The sequence below is a fragment of the Devosia yakushimensis genome (assembly GCF_030159855.1).
Classification (GTDB): Bacteria; Pseudomonadota; Alphaproteobacteria; order Rhizobiales; family Devosiaceae; genus Devosia; species Devosia yakushimensis.
In genome coordinates, this window is sequence record NZ_BSNG01000001.1 from 876,966 (window position 1) to 896,589 (window position 19,624).

Sequence of the window (19,624 nt, forward strand, 5' to 3'; positions counted from 1 at the left end):
TGCCTATATATGTCGACGACGAAACAAACATGTCCTGAAAGGAATGCGATGCCGTGGGAGAGTAACGGAGGCGGGGGTGGCCGCAACAATAATGGCGGCCCCTGGGGGCAGGCGCCCGGTGGTGGCGGCGGCCCGCGCCGGCCAGGAGGTGGCAATACGCCGAACCTCGAAGATATTCTCAACCGCGGCCGCGACCAGTTTCGGGGCGGCGTGCCCGGCGGACGCTGGGCTATAATTGGCGGCGTGCTTGCCCTCGTGGCATTCTGGGGCTTCAACTCGGTCTATACGGTCGATCCTCAGGAAGTGGGCGTCGAGCTGCGCTTTGGCCGGCCCAAGCCCGAATTGTCCAATCCGGGCCTGCATTTCCATCTGTGGCCGATCGAGACTGTCGAGCGCGTCACCGTCACCGAAAACCAGACCACGATCGGCGCGGCTACGGCGACCGGTTCGCGCGCCAATTCCAATGGCGGTAGCGGGCTGATGCTGTCGGGCGACCAGAACATCGTCAATGTGCAGTTTTCTGCGCTTTGGTCGGTGAGCGATCCGGTGGCCTATCTGTTCAATGTGCGCGACCCCGAAGAAATGGTCCGCAATGCGGCCGAAAGCGCCATGCGCGAAGTGGCGGGGCGCCGTCCGGCACAGGACATCTATAGCGATGACCGCCGTGGCATCGAGATCGAAGTGCAGCAGATCACCCAGTCGATCCTGGACAGCTATCAGCTGGGCGTTCGCGTCAGCCAGGTGCTGATCGAAAATGCCGGTCCGCCGGCAGAAGTCATCGACGCCTTCAACGAAGTGCAACGCGCCCGCCAGGACGAAACCCGTCTGCAGGAAGAGGCTCGTTCCTACGCCAATACCCTTTTGGGTGATGCGCGCGGCCGTGCTGCGGCCCTGCGTGAAGATGCGGCTGCTTACAGCAACCGCGTGGTGCAGGAAGCAACCGGTGAGGCGGAACGCTTCAACGCGATCTATGCCGAATATGTCAATGCGCCCGAAGTGACGCGCAAGCGCCTGTTCCTCGAAACCATGGAAGAAGTGCTGGGTGGCTCCGAAAAGGTGCTGCTTGAAAGCGGGGCCAATGGCTCGGGCGTCGTGCCCTATCTGCCGCTGCCCGAACTGCGCCCCGGCGCCCGAACGACCACGCCACCGACAACCGGGACGGGGAACTAAACCATGAGCAATCGTCTGATTATCCTTGGCGTTGCCATCGTTGCCGCCCTCTATGTCGTGTTCTCCTCGCTCTACATCGTGAACGAGCGCGAACAGGCCATCGTCATGCGTTTCGGCCAGATCACCGATATCCGCACCGAGCCAGGGCTGTATTTCAAGGTTCCGACCGACATCGTCGACACCGTGCAGATCATCGAAAACCGCCTGCTGCGCTACGACATCGCCAATATGACGGTGCAGGTTTCGGGCAATGCATTCTATCAGGTGGATGCGTTCCTCACCTATCGCATCTCCGATCCGCGCCTGTTCCGTGAACGCGCGCTGGGCCAGCTTTCGGTGGTCGAGGATCGTATCGGGACGCGTTTCGACTCCGCACTGCGCCAGGTCTATGGTCTGCGCGAATTCAACGCGGCTCTTTCCGAGCAGCGTCCGCAAATGATGCGGGAAGCCCGTGACCTGATCCGTCCGGATATGGCCGAGCTGGGCATTGAAGTGGTCGATGTGCGTATTCTGCGTACCGATCTTGACCAGGACGTTTCCGCCACGACCTTCGAGCGTATGCGCGCCGAGCGTCTGGCTGAAGCAGCGCTGCTGCGCGCCCGCGGTCAGGAACAGGCGCAGAGCCTGCGTGCTATCGCCGACCGTCAGGCGGTTGAAATCGTGGCGGCGGCGACCCGCGATGCGGAAATCCTCCGCGGTACGGGTGATGCCGAGCGGAACCGGCTGTTTGCCGCGGCCTATGGGCAGGACCAGGAATTCTTCGAGTTCTTCCGCTCGATGCAGTCCTATCGCACGGCCCTGACCGGTACCGGCACGACCATGGTGTTGTCGCCCGATAGCGAGTTCTTCCGCTATTTCGGCTCCAATGGCGAATTGCCGGCGGCCAATCCGAACCTGGCGCCGCCGATCCAGCCGGCTCCGGCACCCGAGCTGCCCGCCAGCACGGGCCCGGCCCTGGATGGGTTGGGCATCGAGGATAGCGTTACCCCGCCGACGCTGACGCTGGACGATGGCTCCGAGCTGGCCCCCACGGTCGGTACGGAAGCGCCGCCGGCCGTCGAGGTCGAACCGGCTCCGGTCGATACGACACCGACCGAGACAACGCCGCCGCCGGCCGAAACGCCCGCGACCCCTTAAGAACCAACCGGCGCCTCAAGGGGCGCCGGTTTTGTTTTGGGGGAGGGAGGTTCGCTTTTTCGCGTACGCGAAAAAGCGGGGATCGCGGCTCTCGACGCTGCTCAGCCTTGCGGGTTGGCGAGACGGTAGAGCACGTGGGCGCGGAGCGGGTGGCCCTCGGGAATGCGGGGGTGATCGAAATCGGCTGCCGGGTCGCGTACCAGTCCGAGCTTTTGCATGACCCGCTGGCTGGGCAGGTTTACCCGGGCGGTGAAGGCCACGACTTCGGGGGCGTTCAATTGCGTGAAGGCATGCTCGAGCGCAGCGCGGGCGGCTTCGGGAGCATAGCCCTGGCCCCAATAGTCCTGGCCCAGCACCCAGCCGATTTCGAGCTTTGGTGCGGTGGGAATGGCGAAGTTGATATCGGCCGTGCCGGTGAGGCCAAGCATGGCGCCATCGGACTTTCGCTCCACCGCCAGAAACTGCCCGGTGCCATTGGCGCGCCCTTCGATCATTTTATCGATCCAGGCATCGGCTTCCGCGCGGCTGCGGGTGGCGGGGTAGAACCGCATGACATGCGGATCGGCAACGATTGCGGCGAAGGCGTCGCGGTCGGCGTCGCGCCATTCGCGCAGCAGCAGGCGTTCGGTTTCCAGATTCATCGGGCAATGTCCTTCTCGCTGGAGCAGGCGGTGAGATCGGCGTGATCGATGCGGATGCTGCAGGTCGCGTCTGTCGGGTTGGCTCAGGCGTGGTTCGGGTTGGCGATCCGGTAGAGGACGTGCGGGCGTAGCGGGTTGCCCTCGGGAACTGTGATGTCGGCAAAATCGTCCGCTGCGTTCCGGTGCATGCCGAGCGCTTCCATGGCGCGGCGCGATGGGGTGTTGATCGCGGAAGTATAGCCGACGATCTCGGTCATGCCATTGGCCCAGGCCCAGTCGAACCATGCGTGGCTGGCTTCGCTGGCATAGCCCTGCCGCCAAAAGGGGCGGCCAAGGATCCAGCCGATTTCGATGGCCGGTCCGCCGGGCACATCATGGGTGACCGACAAACCGGCCCCGCCGAGCAATGCGCCGTCGCCGCGCCGCTCAAGCGCCAGGAATGCGAAGCCGTGACGCTCGAGATGGTCCATGCAATCGGCAATGACCGCATCGGATTCGGCCTGGGTCAGCAGCGATGGATAATAGTAGCGCCGCACCTCGGGATCGGCATTGATCGCGGCAAAGGCGCTGCAGTCGCTATCGCGCCACTCACGGATAAGCAGGCGCTGGGTCTGCAGGTTCACCGCACGATCTCTTCATCGTCATAGCCCTGCAGGTAGAGCAGCGCGGTGAGATCGCCGTGGTCGATGCGGATGCCGGCCTCGGCGGCCACGGCAGGCTTGGCGTGTAACGCAACGCCGAAGCCGGCGACGCGGATCATGTCGAGGTCATTGGCGCCGTCACCCACGGCAATGGTGGCGCCGAGCGGCAGGTTGCGCTCGGCGGCGAGCGCGATCAGCCGCTCGCGCTTGGTTGATTTGTCGACGATGGGTTTCTGCACCGCGCCGGTGAGCGTATCGCCCTCGAACAGCAGGACATTGGCAATGGCTTCGTCGAAGCCGATGCGTTTGCCGAAATAGTCGGCGAAAAAGGTGAAGCCGCCCGAGACCAGCGAGGTATAGGCGCCATAGGCCTTCATGGTCTGGATCAGTGCGCGGCCCCCGGGGGCGAGGGTGATCTGCTCGCGGCGGACTTCCTCGATAACCCGACGCTCAAGGCCCTTGAGCAGCGCGACGCGGGTATCGAGCGCCTGCTCGAAATCGAGCTCGCCGCGCATGGCCCGGTCGGTGATCTCAGCGACCTGCTGTTTGATGCCCAGGGCGGCGGCCAATTCGTCGATGCATTCCTGCTCGATCATGGTGGAATCCATGTCGGCAACGAGGACCTGCTTGCGCCGTCCTGCGGTGGGAACCAGCGCGGCATCGACCTTGCGCGTGCCGATGACGTCACGGGCCAGGGCAAGCGCATCGGTTGACTTCGGCTCGATGATTTCGCAGGCAATGGCGTGATTGAGCCAATTGAGTTCGCCGCCCGTCTCTGCGACCACGGCGGCAGCAAGCGCCGGATCGAGTTCGGAATCGGCGGGATTGGCGATGAGGCAGAGGACCGGCATGGTGGATGATACTCGGAGGGGAGCGGCGTGACGGGTCGCAGGCGCGCCGTTCTGATAGCGGGTCCGACTGCCAGCGGCAAGTCGGCGCTGGCGCTTGCCCTGGCGGAGGCCGAGGGCGGGGCCATCGTCAATGCCGATGCCATGCAGGTCTATGACACGGTGCGCGTCGTCACCGCACGGCCGAGCGTGGAGGAGGAGGCCAGGGCCGAACACTGGCTTTATGGCAGTGTGCCGGCTTCATCGCGCTTCTCGACGGGTCAATGGCTGGCAGCGGCCAAAGCCGTCATCGAGACGAGTGAGGGGCCGCTGTTTTTCGTCGGCGGCACGGGGCTTTACTTCGATGCGCTGCAAAACGGATTCGCCGACGTACCGGAGATTCCGGCCCAGACCACGCTTGAAGTTCAACAGGAGATTCAAGAGCTCGACGGGGCGCAGCGTCTGGCGCTGCTGCAGCGCGAAGATCCGGTCACTGCTTCGCGCCTCAAGGTGGCCGATCCGCAGCGGTTGATCCGGGCGCTGGCAGTCAAGCGCGCCACGGGAAGAATGCTTTCCAGTTTTCAGGATGAGCCGCAGGCCGGTTTGCTTGGGGATTTTGCGGTGGAGCGCATGGTGCTCGACCCGGACCGCGACGTGCTGCGGGGCCGGATCGCGGCCCGCTTTGCCAAGATGTTTGAAAGCGGTGCGGTGGCAGAGGTGGAGGCGCTGCGCGGCCTGCGGCTTGACCCCAGCCTGCCGGTGATGAAGGCGATTGGCGTGCCTGAAATCAGTGCCTGGCTCGATGGGGCGATGGAGGCGGATGAAGCGATCCGTCTCGCCACCATTGCCACCCAGCAATATGCCAAGCGCCAGCGCACCTGGTTTCGCAATCGGATGGGGGATTGGCCGCGGCGGGGGCTGGGTTGAGATTTTTGGATTAGGACGGGAGTGTCGGCTTCTGCTCTCCCTCCCCTCAAGGGGGAGGGCCGGGGTGGGGGTGGTTGCGCCTCCTGCGCTAAAGCTCGGCGACCCCCTCCCTCGGTCCCTCCCCTCAAGGGGGAGGGAAGGCACGAGCCGAAATTTAGTGCCGCAGGTGCGGTCGCTTTAAGCTAGCGCCCGCGGCAGCAGCCCCAGGCGTTCGCGCAGGGCGAAGCGGGTGACCAGCACCACCGCCACAAAGGCCAGGCCTGCCGCGAGGCCCGTCCAGATGCCCACGCCGCGCCAGCCCAACATGAAGCCCAGGGCATAGGCGGTCGGCAGGCCGACGATCCAGTAGCCGACAATGGCCAGCAGCATGGGGACTTTGGTGTCGCTCATGCCGCGCAAGGCGTGAGCGGCGACGACTTGCGCGCCGTCGACCAATTGGAAGATGCCGGCGATGGTGAGGAAGCTGGCCGCCAGCAGCAATGCATTGGCATTCTCCGCATGGGTCGGGTCGAGGAATAGCCGCACGATGAATGGCGCTAGCGTCAGGAAGGCGATGCAGGACAACGCCATGAAGCCGGTGCCCAGCACAAAGGCTGTCCAGCCGGCGCGGTGGATGCCTTGCGGATCGTTTTGACCATAGGCCAACCCAACCCGTACCGTGGCGGCCGTGCCCAGCCCCAGCGGCACCATGAAGGCCATGCTGGCGCATTGCAACGCGATAGCGTGGGCGGCGACTTCGTCGGTACCCAATTGACCCATCAGCAAGGCGGCGGCGGTGAACAGGCCCACTTCGGACACCACGGTAAGCCCGATCGGCGTGCCAATGCGGAATATCTGCCGGAAACGCGGCCAATCGGGCTTCCAGAAGCGGTTCAGCACATGGAAACGCCTGAACTGGGGGTGCCGCAGGACATAAGTGGCAAGGGCTGTCAGCATCAGCACATTGGTCAGTACGGTCGCCAGGGCCGCGCCACGCAGCTCGAGCCGGGGGAAACCGAAATTGCCGAAGATCAGTGCATAATTGGCGGCGGCGTTGAAGAGCACACCACCCACGGTGACGAGCAGAATGATGCGGGTTTTCGCATAGGCCGAGAGCAGCGAGCGGAACGCGACCAGGATCAATGCCGGGAACAGCATCCAGGCGCCAACCTGGATGAATTGCTCGGCCATGATGGTGGCGGCGGGGTCCTGCCGCAACAGGCCGAAGATCGGCCGGATCTGCAGGATGATGGGCACGACGCAGAGCGCCAGGATAATGGCCGCCCAGCAACCTTGCCGCACGATGCGCCGCACTGCCTTGATGTCCCGGGCACCGCGTGCCTGGGCAACCAAGGGTGCCACCGCGCCGACAATGCCCATGCCGCCGACGAGGAACGGCATGAGGAAAGTATTGGCCAGCGTGCCGGCGGCAAGATAGCTCGGCCCCAGCCAGCCCAGCATGATGACGTCGGTTGTGGTGAGGGCGGTCTGGGCCAGCTGTGCGACGACCAGCGGCCAGGCCAGGGTGAAAGTGGCCTTGAGTTCATTGCGCCAGCCCGATTCGGCAGCAGCGGAATTGGCGGCGGCACCGGGCGCAGCCGTGATCTGCTCGTTCATTTGATTTCATCCCAATCGCCATGCAGCATTAGACGAAGGCCGCCGCGCGCGATAGAGCATGCGCGAACAAGGAGTGCTGCCCATGAAGCCTGGTGCCGATTTGTCCCGCCGTATCCTGCTGCTGGCCGCCGGGCTCGCCGGAGCCGCCGGCGTTGCCTCGGCGGCGGCAGCATCCCACGCCGGGGAAAGTCGCAATCTTTCGGCGATTGCCGCCATCTGCCTGGCGCATGGACCGGCCTTGCTGGCGCTCTGCGCCAGCGGGTTCGACAATCGCCTGTTTCGGGCTGCTGCCTGGCTGCTGGCTGCGGGAACGCTGGTGTTCAGCTGTGATCTCGGCATTCGGGAATGGCTTGGCCATGGCGCATTTCCCGGCGCGGCGCCGCTGGGCGGGGTCGGCATGATCGGGGGCTGGGGCCTGGTCGCAATTGGCGCATTCTTTTTTCGTTAATGAGTGTGCTTGCTGCAAAAAAGCTGGAATCATGCTGGAACCATTTGGCCGTACGGCGCATTTGGGTCGTCGATAATATCTTTGGAGGGTTTCCATGCATAAGTTTCTGATCATCGCCGCCGCCGCTCTGTCCCTGGCAGCGTGCACGCCTACCCAGCAGGGTGCTGCGGTAGGTGCGGGCGCAGGCGCCATTGTCGGTGCTGCCACCACGGGTAGCGTTCTGGGCACTGTCGTTGGTGCCGGTGTTGGCGGCGTGGTCGGCGCTGCAGCAGGCAATATGATTGGCCGTGTCGAAGGCAGCGGCAACCGCTGCGTCTACGAACGTCCCAATGGTACGCGCTACGTCGATACCTGCCCGCGCGGCTAAATAGAGGTTGCAGCATTCGCCCCATGCTGCGACGCGCCCCCAGGCGCCAAAAAGCACCCGGCCCGGAGTCCCTCCTGGGCCGGGTGTTTCATCGATTCAGTGAAATGCCTTGAATTTCCGTCAGATAGCGTCAATATTCCGTTCCTGCGGTTACACTTGTCTTGCGTTATCTGACGACCGGCGCGCCGGAAACTTGGCTACCTCCTGATCTGTGAATCGTTCGGCGGGGTCTGTCGTGAAGACCCGTGTTCAACTCTTGGCCGTGAAAAGCGGCGAGCACTTATTACGAGGATGCGTTTCATGGCTGCCATCACCGGTACCGTAAAATTCTTCAACACTACCAAGGGATACGGCTTCATCTCGCCCGAGAATGGCGAGAAGGACGTGTTCGTGCATATTTCTGCTGTGCAGCGTTCGGGCCTGCAGGGGCTCTATGAGGGCGACAAGGTGACCTTCGAGCTTGAAACCGGCCGCGACGGCAAGGTTTCGGCAGCGAACCTGACCTTGCTGAGCTAAAATCGGCGCCATGCTAAAAAGGGTCCTGCGGGGCCCTTTTTGTTGACCGGCTGCGATGGCACAATTCGTCCTGCGCCGAGCAACACAAATTATCTGCAGTGTCACGGTTCCGCGCCAGAAAAGTGGTAGCCACTTTTCCCGGAAACGCTCTATGACGGGCCCATGCTGCGAGAATTCCTCAATCTCTGGAACCCCAAGGTAGAGACGGCTGCCGGTTCGCGGCAGTCGGGCGCCATTCCCTATGTGCTGCGCGAGGGCCGCGTGGTGTTTCTGCTGGTGACGTCGCGGCGCACGGGTCGCTGGATCTTTCCGAAGGGCTCGATTCCGAGCGGCATGACCGCATGGGACAGTGCGGCCAAGGAAGCGCTGGAAGAAGCCGGCGTGACCGGTGTGGTGGAAAGCGAACCGCTGGGCAGCTACCGGATCAGTGACAAGGGGCAGCTGGTCGATATCGATCTTTATCCGCTGCGCGTGGAAAGTCAGCTCGACATATGGGACGAAATGGATCAGCGCAGCCGCCATTGGGTGCTGTTGGCCGAGGCCAGGCGCCTATTGGCCGATCGGGCGCTGACCCGGATCGCCGACCGGCTGCATCGCCGGCTGACGGCGGAGGGCGCTAAGCAATGATCGTGCTGGCCAGCCAATAAAAAGCTGCGCCCATGGCCGTCGAAGCGGGGAGGGTGACCACCCAGGCAGCGGCAATGCGGGCAACCTTGAGGCGGCGCACCAGATAGCGCCGGTCATGCCGCCGCTCGCGGGCAATGGCCTCTTCGGGCGTGGCGTTGAGCGATGCCGCATCGATGAAGCGGGCATGGAGCGGGGCGGCGCCCTGCATGTTCCGCATGGCCAGATATTCGCGCAGGAAGCCCACGCCGAACACGGCGCCCACCGCGACATGGGTGGACGATACCGGCAGGCCGAAGGCCGATGCCAGCAGCACGGTGCCGGCGGCCGAAAGGGCGACGCAGAAGGCGCGGATTTCGTTGAGCTTGGTGATCTGCTCGCCAATGGTGTGAATGACGCGCGGGCCGAACAGGGAGAGGCCGAAGGCAATGCCGAGGGCGCCGATGGCCAGGGTCCAGAGGGGGGCGGCATCACCGGTAACCGGGTTCGCGCTTGCCCCGATTGCCGAGAGAATCGCGGTGAAGGGGCCGATGGCATTGGCGACGTCATTGGCGCCATGGGCGAAAGAGAGCAGCGCCGCGGCGACGATCAGCGGCGGCCGGAAAAGGCGGCCGATCTGCTTCTTGCGGTTTTCCATGGTCAGCGAATTGATGCGGACCCAGGGCATGGCGACGAGCCAGCCTATTGCCGCGGCAACGAGGCCCAGGCCCAATGTGGTCGGCGGCTCCGGCCGCCAGCCATAAGGATGGAGTTTGGTGGCGAGATAGGCGGCGAAAAGGCCCGCCATGGCGGCGACCAGCAGGGGGACCCAGAGCCGGGCCGCGCCGACCTTGTCGATGCGGCGGGTGATCAGCCTGCGGATGCCGGCATGGATGGCCGCGGCGAGAATGCCGCCGAGCAGCGGGGAAATGGTCCAGGTGATGGCTATGGTGCCGACCACGGGCCAGGCGATGGCTGCCGGGCCGGCTGCGGCGACAAAGGCGCCGACAATGCCGCCGACAATGGCGTGGGTGGTGGAAACGGGCGCGCCGAACAGAGTCGAGATATTGATCCAGAGCGCGGCGGCCAGCAGGGCCGCGATCATGGCCAGCATCAGGGTGTAATCGGAAAAGCCGGTGTCCCAGACCAGCAGGTCGCGCGAAACGGTGGCGATGACGTCATTGCCGGCAAAGATGACGCCGCAGATTTCAAATACTGCGGCCAGGGTGAGGGCGCTGCCCATGGTGATCGCCCTGGCGCCGACTGCGGGGCCGACATTGTTGGCGACGTCATTGGCGCCGACATTGAGCGCCATATAGGCGGCGGCGGCCGCGCCGATGATTGCCAGATAGCGCAATGACCCATCTGGCAGGGACCAGAAGGACCACAGCGCCGCCGCCCCGACAAAGAGCGCGGCGATGGCGATCAGGATGGCCCGGTTCACGCCTGCCCCCGCAGGAGTTCAGCATGGTCGGGCAGGGGGAAGGTGGCGGCGTTCATCGGCAGGGTTCATTGTCCAGGGTGTCACCACCTTGGACAATTGTTTGCGCTGTTTGTCGACAAAAATGGGCGGTAGGGGTCTACCGAGACACCGCCCGTCAATTGGCCAACTGGCGTTCCAGTTCGTTGCCCAATTCGCCCATCAGCCATTCGGTGCCCTGCTTGCGCTGGTCGGCCGTGTCGAGGCCATCGAAGAAGCAGCCGTGTTCGGTGACGGTGAGGCGGGTGCCCTTGCCGTCGGGGAAGAGTTCGACCGCGGCGACGGAAACCGAAATGCGCTTGCCGCCCAGGCTCATCTGGTACGTGTAGACGATGCGATTGTTCTCCACGATGTCCTGATAGGTCACGTCGAACGTGTAGCTGCCGCCATTGGGGCCGTCGCCCTCGGCGTATTCGCGGCCGCCTTCGCGGAATTCAAAAACCTTGGTGTCATTGCCGGCGGCGAACCAGCGCTTCTTGATATCGGGATCGGCCCAGGCGCGGAAGACGCGTGTGGGATCGGCAGGATATTTGCGCTCGATAACGAAAGTGCCGTGGGCGATGGAACGGTCGGTCATGTGGGGTTTCCTCTCTGGCTTAACTGTTAAGTAGAAGCTTAAGTTATGGAATGTGACCTGTCAACGATTAAGTTGGAAGTTAAGTTTCTGGCGCTTTGCCATTGGGCTATTGACACCTGCGCCGCCTTGCTCCTATCAATGCGCCGGTATTTTTATGGAGAGGTCCCGTGCGGGCACTCATTCTCGTAGTAGGCAGGCGCATCGGCAACGTGGGATAAAATCCCGCGCGATAGCTGGTGCGCCGAAAACAGGTCCCGAACGGGGCCTTTTTTATTGCCCGGTTTTTGCCGCTACGAGAACGGGCTCCCAGATTTGGACCAGGGAAGGACTTTTACGATGGCCGAACAGATGACCGGCGCAGAAATGGTGATACAGGCGCTGACCGATCAGGGCGTCGAGCATATTTTCGGCTATCCCGGCGGCGCGGCGCTGCCGATCTATGACGCCATGTTCCAGCAGGACAAGGTTCAGCACATTCTGGTGCGTCACGAGCAGGGCGCGACCCATATGGCCGAAGGCTATGCCCGCTCCACCGGCAAGCCCGGCGTGGTGCTGGTGACCTCGGGCCCCGGCGCGACCAATGCGGTGACCGGCCTCACAGACGCGCTGATGGATTCCATCCCCTTGATCTGCATCACCGCCCAGGTCCCCACCACTCTCATCGGTAGCGACGCCTTCCAGGAATGCGACACGGTCGGCATTACCCGCTCCTGCACCAAATACAATTACCTGGTGAAGCGCGTGGAAGACCTGCCGCGCATCATGCATGAGGCCTTCCTCATTGCCACGACCGGCCGCCCCGGCCCAGTGGTGATCGACATTCCCAAGGATGTGCAGTTTGCGCTGGGCGATTACTACATGCCCGATCTCGATACCCTGCGCCACCAGAGCTACCGCCCGCAGATGGATGGCGACAGCGCCGCCATCGAGGCGGCGGTCGATCTGATGCTCAAGGCCGAACGGCCGATTTTTTATACCGGCGGCGGCGTGATCAATGCCGGCCCCGAAGCTTCCAAGCATCTGCGCGAACTGGCCGAGCTGACCGGCTTCCCCGTGACCTCGACCCTGATGGGTCTGGGCGCTTTCCCCGCGTCAAACCCGCAATGGATGGGCATGCTGGGCATGCACGGTACTTACGAAGCAAACTGGGCGATGCATGACTGCGACGTCATGATCAATATCGGTGCGCGCTTTGACGACCGCATTACCGGCCGCATCGACGCCTTCTCGCCCAATAGCCGCAAGATCCATGTCGATATCGATCCCAGCTCGATCAACAAGGTCGTGCGCGTCGATATCCCGATCATCGGCGATTGCGAACGCGTGTTGGCCGAAATGGTCCGCATCTGGCGCTCCAGGACCAATCAGCCGCGCACCGAGGCTATCGCGCCCTGGTGGAAGCAGATCGAGAAATGGCGCGCGGTCAATTCGCTCGGCTACAAGAATTCGGACACGACCATCAAGCCGCAATATGCCATTGAGCGGCTCTATGAGGCGACAAGGAAGCAGGGCAAGGAGGTTTATATCACCACCGAAGTCGGCCAGCACCAGATGTGGGCCGCCCAGCATTTCCATTTCGACCAGCCCAATCACTGGATGACCTCGGGCGGCCTGGGCACAATGGGCTATGGCCTGCCGGCCGCCGTTGGCGTGCAGGTGGCCCATCCCGATGCCTTGGTGATCGACATTGCCGGCGAGGCCAGCGTGCAGATGACCATGCAGGAGCTGTCGACGGCAGTGCAATATCGCCTGCCGATCAAGATTTTTATCCTCAACAATGAGCGCATGGGCATGGTCCGGCAGTGGCAGGACCTGCTGCATGGGTCGCGCTACGCGCATTCCTATTCGGAATCGCTGCCCGATTTCGTCAAGCTGGCCGAGGCCTATGGCGGCAAGGGCATTCGCTGCGAAAACCCGGCCGAACTCGACGCAGCCATTGCCGAAATGCTCGACTATGACGGCCCGGTGCTGTTCGACGTGATCGTGGAAAAGGACGAGAACTGCCTGCCCATGATCCCCTCGGGCAAGCCGCATAACGAGATCATTCTGCCCGATACCGCCAATATCGGGGACATCATCGACGAGAAGGGACGGCAATTGGTGTGATTGCGCACGGAGCCCGGTGACTATTCACCAGGTCATTCCCGCGAAAGCGGGAACCTCCGTTTTCCTTGCCACTAAACAGAGGTTCCCGCTTTCGCGGGAATGACACTGTGGGGGTGGTGGGGCAGTGCAACGATCCAAAGCCTTGAGGAACCAAAAATGAACGCACATCTGCAGCCCACCGGCTCGGCCTATTTCCTGACCAAGGAGACCCAGGATATCGAACGCCACACCCTTTCGGTGCTGGTCGATAACGAGCCGGGTATTCTCGCCCGTGTGGTCGGCCTGTTCTCGGCGCGCGGCTATAATATCGAAAGCTTGACCGTCAGTGAGACCGAACACGGGCGGCGACTTAGTCGCATCACCGTTGTTGTCATTGCCACGCCGAAGACGCTGACCCAGATCAAGCTGCAGCTCGAGCGCCTCGTGCCCGTGCACAAGGTGCACGATTTGACCGCCGAGGGCGCTTCGCTGGAGCGCGAGCTGGCGCTGATCAAGGTGGCGGGTTCGGGCGATCACCGCGCCGAAACGCTACGCCTGGCCGATGCTTTTCGCGCCCAGATCGTGGACGCCTCGGTCGAGAGTTTCGTTTTCGAGGTGACTGGTAAGCCGGCCAAAATCGATAGCTTCATCGCCCTGATGCAGCCGCTTGGGCTGGTCGAGGTGGTGCGCACCGGTCTCGCGGCGATTTCGCGTGGTCCGCAGAGCATGTAGTCAGCCATTAGCCGGGTAGCGAAATGTTCGGGCAGGGTGTACCTGTCCGGCATCGCCGCCTGAGCTATGACCTGACATGACCCTGCTTTCTGTAAATCTCAATGCCGTCGCCCAGCTTCGCAACCGGCGCGACCTGCCCTGGCCGAGCGTGATCGGCATGGCCCGCGTGGTGCTGGACGCCGGCGCCAGCGGCGTGACCGTGCATCCGAGGCCCGATGAGCGGCACATTCGCCGCACGGACGTATTCGATCTCTCGGCCTTGCTGCGCGAGGACTATCCGAACGCCGAATTCAATATCGAGGGCTATCCCAGCGACGATTTCATCGCGCTGATCGAAGCGGTCAATCCGCAGCAGGTGACCCTGGTGCCGGACGATCCGGCCCAGGCGACGTCGGATCATGGCTGGGATTTCCACGCCAACAACAATTTCCTGACCTCGGTGGTGCAAAAGCTCAAGCAGCCGGGCCGCCGGATTTCGCTATTCTGCGACCCCGATGCGGGCGCTGCCGGAATCAGCGCGGCCAAGGCCACCGGCGCCGACCGCGTCGAGCTTTACACCGGGCCCTATGGCGGGTGTTATGACGATCCGGAACAGGCAGAAGTGGAACTCGCCGCACTGGCCGATACGGCGGCGGCGGCGCATGCGGCAGGGCTGGGGCTCAATGCCGGGCATGATCTGACGCTGGAAAACCTGCCGGCCTTCCAGGCGGCGGTCAAAGGGGTCGACGAAGCCTCGATTGGGCATGGCATCACGGCCGACGCGCTGCTGATGGGATTTGCTGAGGCGGTGCGGCGTTATCGGGAAGTGCTGGAAGGGTAGGCGCGTCGCCGGGTACCCTGACCCATCACGGGGTGGTGAAGCGTCTACCGCTTCCCAAATGCTCGCAAAAAGGTGCCGACCCCCGCCTTGGCCGCCTTCTGCACCGCTGCCTCACTTGGCCGGGTGCACAGGCCTTCGTCCTTGGGCAGATCGGCATTGATCAGCGCCATGAAGTGGCGGGCCGCCAGGCTGGCATCGTCGATCTCAAGATAGCCGTCATACCCGAGCTTGGCGAAGACGGCGGCGATAACAGGCCAATCCTTGCCCGGCCCATATTCCTTCCAGGCAGTGAACAAATGCGGCCAGCGGTGGGCTTCGCGCTGCATCAGGGAGGCCAGCGCACGGCCATCAATATCGCACATGCAGCGGCCCAGCAGTCCCTCGGCGAAATTGGTCAGCGCCTGGTCAATATCATCCGGCCTGTCGGGAAAGCTCTGTAGCACCTGCATCAGCGATGCGCTCGAGCGGGCCGTCACATCCTCGACCACGGCAACGAAGAGCTGATCCTTGTCGCCGATCTGGTTGTAGACGGTCTGCCGGGAAACCCCGGCATCCACGGCAATGGCATCGATGCTGGCGCCGCCAACGCCATCGCGGACAAAGGCGCGCTTGGCTGCATCGAGAATCGCCTGCCGCTTGGCGACTGCGCGCGGGAAGGCTTTTTCGGTGGGTAGCAACGCGATCTGGCTCATGCGGTCACCATACACGAATTGCCTATTTTTACAACATTGTCAAAAATATTTGACGCGCATGCTTGACTGATTTTACAGAAGTGTCCAATATCGTCGTATCGGCTGCCGTGCCTCCCCACCGCGCCGAACAGCTTTCCCCATGTGCGGCCCGTTGCCTTGGCAGCGGCCCAGAAGGTATTCGCAAAATGAACCCAACGATCCTGCGCGCAGCGCTGGTGCTCGGCTTGCTGTCGGCCATCGGTCCCTTCGCCATCGATATGTATCTGCCGGCTTTGCCCGCTATCGGCACGAGCCTGGGCGCCGATACTGCCCAGGTGCAGGCCAGTCTCATGGCTTTCATGGCCGCCATCGCGGTCTGCCAGCTGTTCTATGGCCCGGTCAGCGATATGGTGGGGCGCAAGCCGCCGCTTTATTTCGGCCTGGCACTGTTCACCCTTGGCGGCATTGCCTGCGCCGTTGCGCCCTCCATTGGATGGCTGGTGGCGGCCCGCTTCGTGCAGGGGATCGGCGCTTGCGCTGCCATGGCCCTGCCACGCGCCATTGTGCGCGATGGCTATACCGGCGCCGACGCGGCCCAGTTGCAGAGCCTTTTGATGCTGGTGTTCTCGGTGTCGCCGATTCTGGCGCCGCTGGGGGGCAGCCTTATCGTCGAGTTCGGCGACTGGCGCGCGATCTTCTATGCTGTCGCGGGCATCGGCCTGTTCGGCATTTTGTTGATTGCCTTCTTCCTCAAGGAGACCCGCCCAGCCTCGGCGCGGCTTGAGAGCAGTGTCGGCAGCGCAATCCGCGGCTATGGCGTGCTGCTGCGCGACCGTAATTTCCTGGGCCTGTCGATGATCGGCGCCTTCGGCATGTCGAGCTTCATGGCCTATCTCGCCAATTCGTCCTTCGTCCTGATCGACCATTACGGGCTCAACCCGACGCAATACAGCATCATGTTCTCGATCAACGCGATCTCCTTCATCGGCGTTTCGCAACTGACGGGCCTGCTTACCCGGCGCTATGGGCTCAATGCCGTGGTGCGGACGGCGGTCAGCGGCTTCATCGTGGTGATGGTGGCTTTGGCCCTGGTCTTTGCGCTGGGCGTCGACCGGCTCGATGTGCTCGCGGTCCTGCTCTTTGTCGGTTATGGCTTCCTCGGACTGGTCATTCCGACCACGGCCGTCCTGGCGCTGGAAGAGCATGGCGCCATTGCCGGCACGGCTTCGGCGTTGATGGGCACACTGCAATTGGTGACCGCGGCGGTGGTCATGGGCGTGGTCGGCAGTTTCTTCGATGGCACGGCCAAGCCCATGGTGCTGGGCATTGCCGCCTGCGCCGTCATCGCCTTCGTTCTCACGCGGCTGACCATCAAGCGGACCCCAGCTCCCCTCGCGGCGGCCGCTGAATAATCTGACTGGCGCCGGATTGGCCCTCCGGCGCCTTTTTTATGGGCAGCGTTGATCGGCTTTTTCGAACAATGCGTTTGGGCATGCGGACGAATGAGGTCAGTCGGGCCGCTCATCCACGCTGGTTCGGGTCAAAATCCTTGGGTTTCCGATACTTACAAGAATGTGCCCTAGGCGGATTCTGGTGACCGGATGACAATTTAGTGCCTCCTTGCGAGCTGAAGGCGTAGGCACATATATCGCCTCAGTTACGATTTGTTACCAAGGAGGGCTTCAAATGTCCAAACTCAAAATCGCCGTCATCATCTCGTCCACCCGCCCGACCCGCTTTGGTGAACTGCCTGCCAAGTGGATCGCCGAAAAGATCAACGAGCGCCCCGAGCTGCAAGCCGAAATCGTTGACCTGCGCGACTTCAACCTGCCGTTCTTTGACGAAATGGCCTCCAATGCATGGATGCCGTCGGCCAATGACAATGCGGTCAAGTGGCAGAACAAGATCAGCGAATTCGACGGCTATGTCTTCGTCACCGCTGAATATAACCGCTCCATCACCGGCGCTCTCAAGAACGCTCTCGACCAGGCCTATGTGAACTGGAACAAGAAGCCGTTCGGCGCTGTGGGCTATGGCTCCGTCGGTGGCGCCCGTGCCGTCGAGCACCTGCGCAATATCGGCGTCGAGCTGCAGATGGTCCCGACCCGTTCGGCCGTCCACATCGGCGGCGCAGATTTTGCTGCCGTCCATCCCGGTTTCGGCGGCACCAAGACCATTGCCGACCTCGAAAGTTCGATCGGCAACTCCGCCAAGGACATGCTGGACCAGCTGACCTGGTGGGCCAAGGCAACCAAGGTTGCCCGCGATGCAGACGCTGCTCTCGTGCAGGCTGCCGAGTAATTTAGCCTTACGAAGACCTCCAAGCCTTCGTTTACCAGCAGGGGCCGTTCCAGAAGGGGCGGCCCCTGTTGTATTGAAAGCTTTGCGATGCCGTGGTTGTGTGTAACGGTCGCCCGGTGTATAGCGGCGCCCGCCCTGACCAAGAGAGCACAAGGTTCATGACGCAGACCAACGCTGCCGGCGAAGCCGCCGGAGCCGATGCGAGCGGCGCCGTACACTCCCCATCCGACAAGCATCTTCCCGTCCTCGTGCTCGGTGCACTGGGCGTGGTTTATGGCGATATCGGCACCAGTCCGATCTACGCTTTCCGCGAAGCCATGCATATCCGGCCCGGCGCGGCATCGAGCGATGTCGAGATTCTGGGGTTGTTGTCGCTGATCGTCTGGGCGCTGACGCTGACGGTGGCCGTCAAATACGTGTTCTTCGTCACCCGTGCGGACAATAATGGCGAAGGCGGCACGCTGTCGCTGATCGCCCTGGCGCGCAAGACATTCACCCACCCGCCGGCCTGGATTACCGGACTCGGAATCATCGGGGCGGCGCTGTTTTTCGGCGACGCCATCATCACGCCGGCCATGTCGGTGCTCTCGGCTGTGGAAGGGCTCGAGGTGGTGGCGCCCGACCTCACCCGGTTCGTGGTGCCCATTACCATCGTGCTGATTATCGGCCTCTTCATGGTGCAGAGATTCGGCACGGCCAAGGTGTCCATTGTCTTCGGACCCATAACGGGCCTGTGGTTCCTGACCCTGGGCATATCGGGCCTTTTCCACATCACGGACTATCCGGCGGTGCTCTGGGCCCTCAACCCATTGCTAGGCGTGGAATTCGTCTTCTCCCATCTCGGCATTGCCTTCGTGGTCATCGGCGCCATTTTCCTGGCGGTGACCGGCGCCGAGGCGCTCTATGTCGATCTCGGCCATTTCGGGCGCAAGCCGATCGTCATTGCCTGGTTCGGCATGGTGTTTCCATGCCTGCTGCTGAATTATTTCGGGCAGGGCGCCTTCGTGCTCAAGGTTGGCGTCGAGAATGTGGAAAGCCCGTTTTTCGAGATGCAGCCCGAATGGGCGCTGGTGCCCTTTGTCGTCCTAGCCACGGCCGCCACCATCATCGCCAGCCAGGCGGTGATTTCGGGCATGTTCAGCCTGGCCCAGCAGGCCATCGCGCTCAATATGCTGCCGCGCATGGTGGTGCAGCACACCTCCGAAACGCAAAGCGGCCAAGTCTACATGCCGCAGATCAATTCCATGCTGATGGTCGGCGTGCTTCTGCTGGTCGTGGCCTTCCGCAGTTCCGGAGCCTTGTCGCATGCCTATGGCATTGCGGTATCAGGCGTCATGATCGTCACCCTGATGCTGCTCGTCGTGGTGATGTGGCGCAACTGGAAGTGGCACCCGCTGGCGGTGATCGGGTTCGGCGCCTTCTTCGCCATTCTCGATGGAGGCTTCTTCATCGCCAATGCGTCCAAGCTGTTCCAGGGTGGCTGGGTGCCGGCGGTGGTCGCCGGTATCGTTGCGATGCTGATGTGGAGCTGGATCGCCGGCCGGCGGCGTTTGTCGGAAAAGACGCGGCGCGACGAAGTTCCGCTGCAATTCCTGGTCGATAATCTCTCCAAGAAAAAGCCCACCACGGTTCCCGGCACGGCCGTCTTCCTCACCAGCGATATCGAGGGGGCGCCCACTGCGCTGCTGCACAGCCTCAAGCATTACAAGGTGCTGCATGAGCAGAATGTCATCCTGACCGTTCGTACTTCGGCCTCACCGCGCGTGCCGGATGATGAGAAGGTGACGATCGATGCCTATAACGAGCTGTTCAGCCGCGTCATCGTGACCTTCGGCTATATGGAAACGCCCAATATTCCCAAGGCGCTGGCGCTGGGCCGCAAGCTGGGCTGGAAGTTCGACATCATGTCGACCTCGTTCTTCCTGTCCCGCCGCTCGCTGAAACCGGGCCCAAAGACGGGCTTGCTCCGCTGGTGGCAGGATCGTCTGTTCACGCGGCTGGCGCGCAATGCCAGCGACGCCACCGACTATTTCCACATCCCTACTGGTCGCGTCGTTGAGATCGGCACGCAGGTTGTTTTGTAGC

At 62.8% G+C, this 19,624-nt stretch carries 20 protein-coding genes; 13 read left to right on the top strand and 7 right to left on the bottom strand.

Annotation, left to right across the window (positions count from 1 at the left end; genetic code table 11):
- Window positions 1-48 precede the first annotated feature (48 nt).
- Window positions 49-1,170 carry an FtsH protease activity modulator HflK gene (hflK, locus tag QQL79_RS04185; protein WP_284388210.1) on the top strand — a complete coding sequence of 374 codons (1,122 nt, stop codon included), beginning with the start codon at window positions 49-51 and terminating at the stop codon, window positions 1,168-1,170.
- 3 nt (window positions 1,171-1,173) lie between these two features.
- Window positions 1,174-2,307, top strand: coding sequence for a protease modulator HflC (gene hflC, locus QQL79_RS04190; RefSeq protein WP_284388211.1), 1,134 nt, complete (start codon window positions 1,174-1,176; stop codon window positions 2,305-2,307).
- Window positions 2,308-2,408: 101 nt separating this feature from the next.
- Here the strand turns inward: hflC and QQL79_RS04195 are convergent, their stop codons facing one another.
- The 3 genes from QQL79_RS04195 to serB form a co-directional block, all read right to left on the bottom strand.
- The gene (locus QQL79_RS04195; protein WP_284388212.1) at window positions 2,409-2,948 is read right to left on the bottom strand and encodes a GNAT family N-acetyltransferase; all 540 of its coding nucleotides are present in this window, start codon (window positions 2,946-2,948) and stop codon (window positions 2,409-2,411) included.
- An 83-nt stretch (window positions 2,949-3,031) separates the two neighbouring features.
- The gene (locus tag QQL79_RS04200; RefSeq protein ID WP_284388215.1) at window positions 3,032-3,571 is read right to left on the bottom strand and encodes a GNAT family N-acetyltransferase; all 540 of its coding nucleotides are present in this window, start codon (window positions 3,569-3,571) and stop codon (window positions 3,032-3,034) included.
- Complete coding sequence (gene serB, locus QQL79_RS04205) at window positions 3,568-4,440, bottom strand: phosphoserine phosphatase SerB (protein WP_284388217.1); 873 nt, start codon at window positions 4,438-4,440, stop codon at window positions 3,568-3,570. The genes QQL79_RS04200 and serB overlap by 4 nt, the downstream gene beginning before the upstream one ends.
- 27 nt (window positions 4,441-4,467) lie before the next feature.
- Between serB and miaA the strand changes: the two genes are divergently transcribed.
- Entirely contained in the window at window positions 4,468-5,343 is an 876-nt protein-coding gene (miaA, locus tag QQL79_RS04210) for a tRNA (adenosine(37)-N6)-dimethylallyltransferase MiaA (protein WP_284388219.1), read from the top strand.
- Window positions 5,344-5,520: 177 nt separating this feature from the next.
- Here miaA and QQL79_RS04215 read toward each other — a convergent pair whose 3' ends face one another.
- The gene (locus tag QQL79_RS04215; protein WP_284388221.1) at window positions 5,521-6,939 is read right to left on the bottom strand and encodes an MATE family efflux transporter; all 1,419 of its coding nucleotides are present in this window, start codon (window positions 6,937-6,939) and stop codon (window positions 5,521-5,523) included.
- Between the two features lie 82 nt (window positions 6,940-7,021).
- Here QQL79_RS04215 and QQL79_RS04220 point away from each other — a divergent pair, with 82 nt between their 5' ends.
- The 4 genes from QQL79_RS04220 (at window position 7,022) to QQL79_RS04235 (ending at window position 8,897) form a co-directional block, all read left to right on the top strand.
- Window positions 7,022-7,387, top strand: coding sequence for a DUF423 domain-containing protein (locus QQL79_RS04220; RefSeq protein WP_284388223.1), 366 nt, complete (start codon window positions 7,022-7,024; stop codon window positions 7,385-7,387).
- Window positions 7,388-7,481: 94 nt separating this feature from the next.
- Window positions 7,482-7,754 (top strand): YMGG-like glycine zipper-containing protein, encoded by a 273-nt coding sequence (locus QQL79_RS04225; RefSeq protein ID WP_284388226.1) that lies wholly within the window; start codon window positions 7,482-7,484, stop codon window positions 7,752-7,754.
- 300 nt (window positions 7,755-8,054) lie between these two features.
- The gene (locus QQL79_RS04230; protein WP_284388229.1) at window positions 8,055-8,270 is read left to right on the top strand and encodes a cold-shock protein; all 216 of its coding nucleotides are present in this window, start codon (window positions 8,055-8,057) and stop codon (window positions 8,268-8,270) included.
- Between the two features lie 162 nt (window positions 8,271-8,432).
- Window positions 8,433-8,897: an NUDIX hydrolase gene (locus tag QQL79_RS04235; protein WP_284388230.1), complete on the top strand. Its 465-nt coding sequence runs from the start codon at window positions 8,433-8,435 to the stop codon at window positions 8,895-8,897.
- Here the strand turns inward: QQL79_RS04235 and QQL79_RS04240 are convergent.
- Both QQL79_RS04240 and QQL79_RS04245 read right to left on the bottom strand, forming a co-directional pair.
- Window positions 8,887-10,317 carry an inorganic phosphate transporter gene (locus QQL79_RS04240; protein ID WP_284388234.1) on the bottom strand — a complete coding sequence of 477 codons (1,431 nt, stop codon included), beginning with the start codon at window positions 10,315-10,317 and terminating at the stop codon, window positions 8,887-8,889. The genes QQL79_RS04235 and QQL79_RS04240 overlap by 11 nt on opposite strands.
- 154 nt (window positions 10,318-10,471) lie before the next feature.
- Window positions 10,472-10,930 (bottom strand): SRPBCC family protein, encoded by a 459-nt coding sequence (locus QQL79_RS04245; protein ID WP_284388236.1) that lies wholly within the window; start codon window positions 10,928-10,930, stop codon window positions 10,472-10,474.
- A gap of 336 nt (window positions 10,931-11,266) precedes the next feature.
- Here QQL79_RS04245 and QQL79_RS04250 point away from each other — a divergent pair, with 336 nt between their 5' ends.
- The 3 genes from QQL79_RS04250 to QQL79_RS04260 all read left to right on the top strand — a co-directional run bounded on the left by QQL79_RS04250 (window position 11,267) and on the right by QQL79_RS04260 (window position 14,567).
- Complete coding sequence (locus QQL79_RS04250; protein WP_284388238.1) at window positions 11,267-13,036, top strand: acetolactate synthase 3 large subunit; 1,770 nt, start codon at window positions 11,267-11,269, stop codon at window positions 13,034-13,036.
- A 156-nt stretch (window positions 13,037-13,192) separates the two neighbouring features.
- A complete protein-coding gene (ilvN, locus tag QQL79_RS04255; RefSeq protein WP_284388239.1) occupies window positions 13,193-13,747 on the top strand; it encodes an acetolactate synthase small subunit in 555 nt (184 codons plus the stop codon).
- Between the two features lie 76 nt (window positions 13,748-13,823).
- Window positions 13,824-14,567, top strand: coding sequence for a pyridoxine 5'-phosphate synthase (locus QQL79_RS04260; RefSeq protein WP_284388241.1), 744 nt, complete (start codon window positions 13,824-13,826; stop codon window positions 14,565-14,567).
- Between the two features lie 44 nt (window positions 14,568-14,611).
- Here QQL79_RS04260 and QQL79_RS04265 read toward each other — a convergent pair whose 3' ends face one another.
- On the bottom strand, window positions 14,612-15,259 hold the full coding sequence (locus tag QQL79_RS04265) for a TetR/AcrR family transcriptional regulator (RefSeq protein ID WP_284388244.1): 648 nt from the start codon (window positions 15,257-15,259) through the stop codon (window positions 14,612-14,614).
- A 185-nt stretch (window positions 15,260-15,444) separates the two neighbouring features.
- Between QQL79_RS04265 and QQL79_RS04270 the strand changes: the two genes are divergently transcribed.
- The 3 genes from QQL79_RS04270 to QQL79_RS04280 all read left to right on the top strand — a co-directional run bounded on the left by QQL79_RS04270 (window position 15,445) and on the right by QQL79_RS04280 (window position 19,623).
- Window positions 15,445-16,650 (top strand): multidrug effflux MFS transporter, encoded by a 1,206-nt coding sequence (locus QQL79_RS04270; RefSeq protein ID WP_284388246.1) that lies wholly within the window; start codon window positions 15,445-15,447, stop codon window positions 16,648-16,650.
- A gap of 274 nt (window positions 16,651-16,924) precedes the next feature.
- Window positions 16,925-17,539: an NADPH-dependent FMN reductase gene (locus QQL79_RS04275; RefSeq protein ID WP_284388248.1), complete on the top strand. Its 615-nt coding sequence runs from the start codon at window positions 16,925-16,927 to the stop codon at window positions 17,537-17,539.
- Window positions 17,540-17,697: 158 nt separating this feature from the next.
- Window positions 17,698-19,623, top strand: a complete 1,926-nt coding sequence (locus tag QQL79_RS04280; RefSeq protein WP_284388249.1) for a potassium transporter Kup — start codon at window positions 17,698-17,700, stop codon at window positions 19,621-19,623.
- Window position 19,624: the final 1 nt, after the last annotated feature.